The organism is Inquilinus limosus MP06 (assembly GCF_000767795.1).
Classification (GTDB): Bacteria; Pseudomonadota; Alphaproteobacteria; order DSM-16000; family Inquilinaceae; genus Inquilinus; species Inquilinus limosus_E.
Map to the genome: position 1 here is coordinate 1 of NZ_JANX01000439.1, position 5,564 is coordinate 5,564.

At 73.1% G+C, this 5,564-nt stretch carries 8 protein-coding genes; 4 read left to right on the forward strand and 4 right to left on the reverse strand.

Annotated elements, in window-relative coordinates; genetic code table 11:
• Window positions 1-442 (forward strand): tetraacyldisaccharide 4'-kinase (locus P409_RS25210; RefSeq protein WP_034844964.1); only part of this gene is annotated, 442 nt, incomplete at its 5' end.
• A 5-nt stretch (window positions 443-447) separates the two neighbouring features.
• Here P409_RS25210 and P409_RS25215 read toward each other — a convergent pair.
• The 4 genes from P409_RS25215 to P409_RS25230 all read right to left on the reverse strand — a co-directional run bounded on the left by P409_RS25215 (window position 448) and on the right by P409_RS25230 (window position 3,149).
• Window positions 448-1,056, reverse strand: coding sequence for a LysE family translocator (locus P409_RS25215; protein ID WP_034844965.1), 609 nt, complete (start codon window positions 1,054-1,056; stop codon window positions 448-450).
• Between the two features lie 52 nt (window positions 1,057-1,108).
• On the reverse strand, window positions 1,109-1,945 hold the full coding sequence (locus P409_RS36435; RefSeq protein WP_052121368.1) for a class I SAM-dependent methyltransferase: 837 nt from the start codon (window positions 1,943-1,945) through the stop codon (window positions 1,109-1,111).
• A 30-nt stretch (window positions 1,946-1,975) separates the two neighbouring features.
• Entirely contained in the window at window positions 1,976-2,779 is an 804-nt protein-coding gene (locus tag P409_RS25225; protein ID WP_034844966.1) for a class I SAM-dependent methyltransferase, read from the reverse strand.
• Between the two features lie 133 nt (window positions 2,780-2,912).
• Window positions 2,913-3,149: a DUF1127 domain-containing protein gene (locus tag P409_RS25230; protein ID WP_161790470.1), complete on the reverse strand. Its 237-nt coding sequence runs from the start codon at window positions 3,147-3,149 to the stop codon at window positions 2,913-2,915.
• A 175-nt stretch (window positions 3,150-3,324) separates the two neighbouring features.
• Here P409_RS25230 and P409_RS25235 point away from each other — a divergent pair, with 175 nt between their 5' ends.
• The 3 genes from P409_RS25235 to P409_RS25245 all read left to right on the forward strand — a co-directional run.
• Window positions 3,325-4,125 (forward strand): AraC family transcriptional regulator, encoded by an 801-nt coding sequence (locus tag P409_RS25235; RefSeq protein ID WP_034844969.1) that lies wholly within the window; start codon window positions 3,325-3,327, stop codon window positions 4,123-4,125.
• 134 nt (window positions 4,126-4,259) lie between these two features.
• Entirely contained in the window at window positions 4,260-4,802 is a 543-nt protein-coding gene (locus tag P409_RS25240) for a DUF3455 domain-containing protein (protein ID WP_052121369.1), read from the forward strand.
• 250 nt (window positions 4,803-5,052) lie between these two features.
• The coding region (locus tag P409_RS25245; RefSeq protein WP_193366522.1) for a TOPRIM nucleotidyl transferase/hydrolase domain-containing protein at window positions 5,053-5,564 on the forward strand (512 nt) is incomplete at its 3' end.

Below are 5,564 nucleotides of genomic sequence, written 5' to 3' on the forward strand. Positions count from 1 at the left end.
CGCCGACGCCCTGGTGGTGATGGGTCCCGACCGGGCGAGCATAGGGGCGCTGGCTGCCCGCCACGGCCTGCCGGCGCTCGGCGCCCGGCTGGTGCCTGCGACAGAGGATGCCGCGCGGCTGCGCGGCCGCAAGGTCCTGGCCTTCGCCGGCATCGGCCGGCCCGAGAAATTCTTCGTCACCCTGGCCGAGCTGGGGGCGGAGGTCGTCGGCGCCGTTCCCTTCCCCGACCATCACGCCTACACGCCGGACGAGGTGATGCGGCTGGCCGAGACGGCACAGGAGCGGCAGGCCGTGCCGGTGACCACGGAGAAGGACCTGGTCCGCCTGCCGCCCGAGGCCCGGCCGATGGTCGAGGCGCTGCGCGTCGAGCTGGTGTGGGACGATCCCGTCGCGGTCGACGCGGTGCTGGAGCCGGTGGTGCGGCGGGCGCTGCGCGGCTGATCCGTCTACCGCGACGACAGCATCAGCTGCAGGCCGAGCGCGCCGAGGACGCTGCCGACGATGCGGTCCAGCCATCGCCGCAGCCGCCGGTGCCACGACTGGATCGGCCCCGATGAGAACAGGGCGGCGAGCACGCTGTACCACACCAGGGCATCGACCAGGATGACCCCGACGGCCGCCGCCCGCATCCAGGCCGGGCTGCCGGCCGGGATCAGCGCCGCGAAGGTGCCGCCGAAGAAGATCAGGCAATACGGGTTCGACAGGTTCATCAGCAGCCCGGTGCGGAACGCCCGCAGCCTCGACAGCGGGACAGGTGTCGGCGCCGTTTGCCTCGGGGCCAGGATCAGCCTGGTGCCGAGATACAGCAGATAGGCACCGCCCAGCAGCCTCAAAGTCTCCTGGAACCAGCTCAGATAGCTGAGGAAGCCGAGGCCGATCGCGGCGGCCGTCGCCCACAGCACGGCGCCGAGCGTCAGGCCGAGGCCGGCGGCGGCCCCGGCGGTCCGTGACTGCGTCGCGGACACCTGGCTGATCAGCACGAAATTGGCGCCGGGCGTCAGATTGCCGGCCAGATGAACCGCGGCAAGTGCGAGGAGCGGCGCGACATCGACCATGCCCGGCCAACGGCGCCGCCGTCGCAGGAGTTCCGGCGGCTTCCGGATCGGCTCAGCCGATGCTCGCCGGCGAGGCCGCGGGATGCGGCGTCCGGCGCGGCGCGCCCCAGGTCAGGGTCGAGACCATGGCGAGCTCCAGCTGCCCGTCGGTCGCGAAGGGCCGCATCAGCGCCTCGAGCTCGCGGTCGAACTCGGCGGCCAGGGCCTCGCCCATCGCCGTGCGGCTCCAGGTCGCGCGCGAATGCTGGCCCCGGATGAACTCGGCGACGCTCTGCCGGACCGTGAACGGAAACGTCTTCCGGCCGGCGATGTCCATCCAGGCCTCGTGGCGGCTCGCCTCCACCGCCGCGGCCGCCGGATCGTACCGGCCGCCGACCCGGGCGATCCAGCGCGCCAGGAACGCGGTCCAGGCCTCGTCGCCGCAGGGGGCGGCGGCCGGCTCGTCGCCGCCGATCACCGCCAGGGTCCCGGTCCATTCCGCAAGCTTCGGGAACACCACGGCATGATCAAGCCAATGGATCGAGGTGCCGGCCGTGGCCAGGTCGAAGCCGTGATGTGTCCGGTAGGCCTCGGCCGTCCCGACGGTCCAGGCGATGCCGCCATGCCGTCCGGCGTCCGCCGCCCGCCCCGCCTCGATCATCGCCGCGGACGGGTCGAGCGCGACCACCTCGGCGAAGTGCCCGGCCAGGACGATGGCGATCTTGCCCGGCCCGCAGCCCAGATCCAGCGCCCGACGCCGTCCCGCCACCTGCTTGAGCAGGAATTCATACAGCGCCGGGGCGTAAGGCGGCCGGGCTGCGTAGCAGCGGGCCACGCCGGCATCGGCGAAGGCTGATGCCGTGGCCCGGCGCTCCGGCTGGTTGGTGGCGATCCGTCCGGGACGATGCATGGGACCTCCGCTGGTGCCTGGCGGCGCGGATCATCGGGCCGCCCGGCGTGCCATGTACAGGCTGGTCGTCATGTTGCGGACGACCCGGCCGCCGAACTCGTCGCGGGCGATGCGGCGCAGCCCCGCCAGCACGGAATCGCGGTCCGGGCGGAGGCTGACGGTCGAATAGGTCGCATAGAGCGCCGCTGCCTGGTGCTCGTCCAGCACCAGGGACCACGCGCTCATCGCCGTGTCGACGACGTCGAAGGCGCCGGTCCGCTTCAGCGCCGCCAGGCGGGCCTCGCGGTCCAGGCCGAACGGGATGCCCCGCTCGCCGTCCGAGGGGTTGGCCGGCCCCTGCAGAAGATCCCGGGTCGCGAGATGGAACGGGTCGGGCCGGCTGTCGTCGCCGAACACGTTCCAGAAGGCCGCCCACCAGCCGCCGGGGCGCAGCAGGCGCGCGATCTTCGCCAGCGCCGCCTCCTCGTCGAGCCAATGGAAGGCGGTGGCGCTGACGCCGAGGTCGAAGGCCGCTTGGTCCAGCACCGCGTCCTCGAAAGCGGACACCTGCACCGTCAGGGCCGGGTCCGGGTTTGCCGTCCGCAGGAATTCGGCGAGGCGGGGATCCGGCTCGACCGCAACCAACGGGCGGGCGCCGAGATCGAGGAGCCGGCGGGTCGCCTTGCCCGTGCCGGCGCCGATCTCGAAGGTCGCGGTCCCGGCCCCGAGGGCACAATGGGAGCGGAGCGTCCCGAACACCCAGTCCGGGTAGTCCGGGCGCGCGGTGTGATAGTTGGCCGGGTCGGCCCCGAAGGCCTGGCGCCCCGCTTCCCTGGCAAGTCTCGACGGCAGCATGGTCGATCCTACAGGGGTCGAAGGCCGGCGGGTCAAGGGCCTGCAGCCATCATGCGGCAGGACGGAATGCGTTCCGGACGCGGAAGGCGGGCGGCATGGTCGGCCAAGACGCCCGCCATTCCGGTTCTCGCCGCTACCGTCCGGCCCACCCGGCCGGCAGGCGGCCGCGGCGCACCAGCCCCCGGATCTCGCCGCGGGCCAGCCCCATATCCGCGAGAAGGTAATCGTCGAGCGCCGTCAGCCTCGCGGTGTCCCGCGACATCTTCACCTGCCGCCGGATCCAGGCCACGACGCAGCCCAGGGCCGGCAGTGTCCGGCGAGTCGCCGCGGCCCGCGGCTCGCGGCACGAAACGGCCGTTGCGCTGTCCATCATCGGACTCCCTTGCTGGCTGCCGACACCCGGTTGCGATGCCCATCGGGCCGGCGTGGATGGAGAGCACCCTAAACTCGCCTCCGCTTTTCGGGTTAACGCGGCTGCGCCGATTTATGTCTGTGAGCCGCCACATATCTGGCGCCATCCACCCCACTTCTGTATCTGAGTCGCCATGGTTCATCCGGAGAATCTGGTCCATCCCGATCTCGACCGCCCGGCGGCGCAGGACTATCCCGCCCCGGCGCTGGTCTATGCCGGCGAGGCCGAGGCCGGGCTGCATTTCCGTTCGCACAGCCACCGGTGGGCGCAGCTGTTCCACATCGTCTCCGGTTCGGTGACGGTGGAGACGGCGCGCGGCAGCTTCGTGGTGCCGCCGGAGCGCGCGCTGTGGATTCCGCCCGGTGTGCCGCACGCCGTCACCTATCTGCAGCGCTCGGCGCTGCGCTACCTGTTCCTGCGGCCGGAGGCGGCGCGGCACCTGCCGTCCGCGCCGTCGGTGATCCGGCTGTCGCCGCTGCTGCGCGAGCTGGTGCTGGCGCTGCTGGGCCATCCCCGCGACGGGGCCGCGGCCGACGGCCCGGCCGGGCGGATCATCGGCGTCATCCTCGACCAGCTGGTGACCGAGCCGATCGCGCCGCTGCACCTGCCGATGCCGGAATCGGCCCGGCTACGGCGCGCCGTGGCCGATCTCGCCGCCGACCCGGCGCGGGCCGACGGCCTGGCCGAGGTGGCCGGGCGGGCGGCCCTATCCGAGCGTTCCTTCGAGCGGCATTTCCGGGCCGAGACCGGCCTGAGCTTCCGCGCCTGGCGGCGCCAGGCCCGGCTGCTCAAGGCGGTGGAATGGCTGTCGCTCGGCGCCTCGGTCGGCGATGTCTCCGACCGGCTGGGCTATGAGGGACCGAGCGCCTTCGTCGCCGGCTTCCGCAAGGCCTTCGGCGTCACGCCCGGCCGCTATTTCGCCGGGGGCGGCTGAGGCGGTGCGGACACCGCTCCCGTTGCGAATGCAATGATGGCGACACGCTTCCGTAGCGGCGGCCGGCCAGCATCGGACCCGGCAAGGAATTGGCCATGTCCTTCCCTCCGTCATTCTCCGCCCGGGTGATTGCGATGTCTCGATATGCCCTGTGCGCCTGCCTGCTGCTGGCCGCCCTGCCGGCCGCGGCGGCGCCCGCCCCGGCCCTGCAGAGCCCGGCCGATGCGCGGCTGCTGTTCACCGCGAAGGCCTCCGGCGTCCAGATCTATCGCAGCGACGACACCGGCGGCACGCTGCATTGGGAGCTGGAGGCGCCGCTGGCCCGGCTGACCGGTCCCCGCCTGAGCGGCCAGGACGGCCGGGTCACGATCTATCACTATGCCGGCCCGTCCTGGGAGGCGGCCGACGGCAGCAAGGTGGCGCGCGACCCGGCGGTGCCGGTGGTCTCCGCGCCGTCGGCCGATCCCGGGGACATCCCGGCGCTGCTGATCGCGGTGGCGGCGGATCCGGCCTCCGGCGTCCTGGCCGGGGTATCCTATGTCGAGCGCCTGGCCGCGCATGGCGGGGCCGCCCCCGCGACGCCGCCCGTCCGGCCCGGCACCCGGATCGGCGTCCCCTACACCGCCACCTATGCCTTCTTCGCCAGGGAGGCCCCGAAGACGGAGGCGGGCCGCTGACGTTCCGCCGCGGGCTCGCCAGAGGCCGCAGCGGCCGTGTACGATCGGCAGGGCCTGTCGGACCGCACGGATGGCCAGGTTGCCCAGCAAAGCCGATAATGCGGCGGCGCCGCGATCGGGGGATCACCTCGTCGATGCGCGACGCCGGCGACGGGAGCGTTCCGTTCCCGGATATGCGAGCGGCGCCGATGCCCCGCTGCGGGCCACCGCCGCTGCGCTGGACCGCGCCCGGCACGCCCGGTCCGTCGTGTTGGTCGAAGGCATCAGCGACCAGATCGCGGTCGAGACCCTGGCGAGCCTGCAGGGACGGAACCTGACGGAGGACGGCGTGGTCGTGGTGCCGATCGGCGGCGCCCGGTCGGTGTCGAAGTTCCTCGCCCGCTTCGGGCCGGCCGGCGCCGGGCTGCGCGTCAGCGGCCTGTGCGATGCCGCCGAGGAGCGGCACTTCCGACGCGAGCTGGCCCGGGCCGGCTATGCCCGGCCCGAGACGCGCGGCGAGCTCGAGGAAGAGGGCTTCTTCGTCTGCGACCGCGACCTGGAGGACGAGCTCATCCGCGCGGTCGGGCCGGATGCCATCGAAGCGATCCTGGCGCAGGCGGGGGATCTCGCATCGTTCCGCACCCTCCAGCACCAGGCCGCATGGCGGGAGGCCGGCTTCGTCGATCAGCTCCGCCGGTTCCTGGGCGCGGGCGCGCGCCGGAAGCTGCGCTATGCCGGCCTCTTCGTTCGCGCGCTGGACCTCGACCGCCAGCCCCGGCCGCT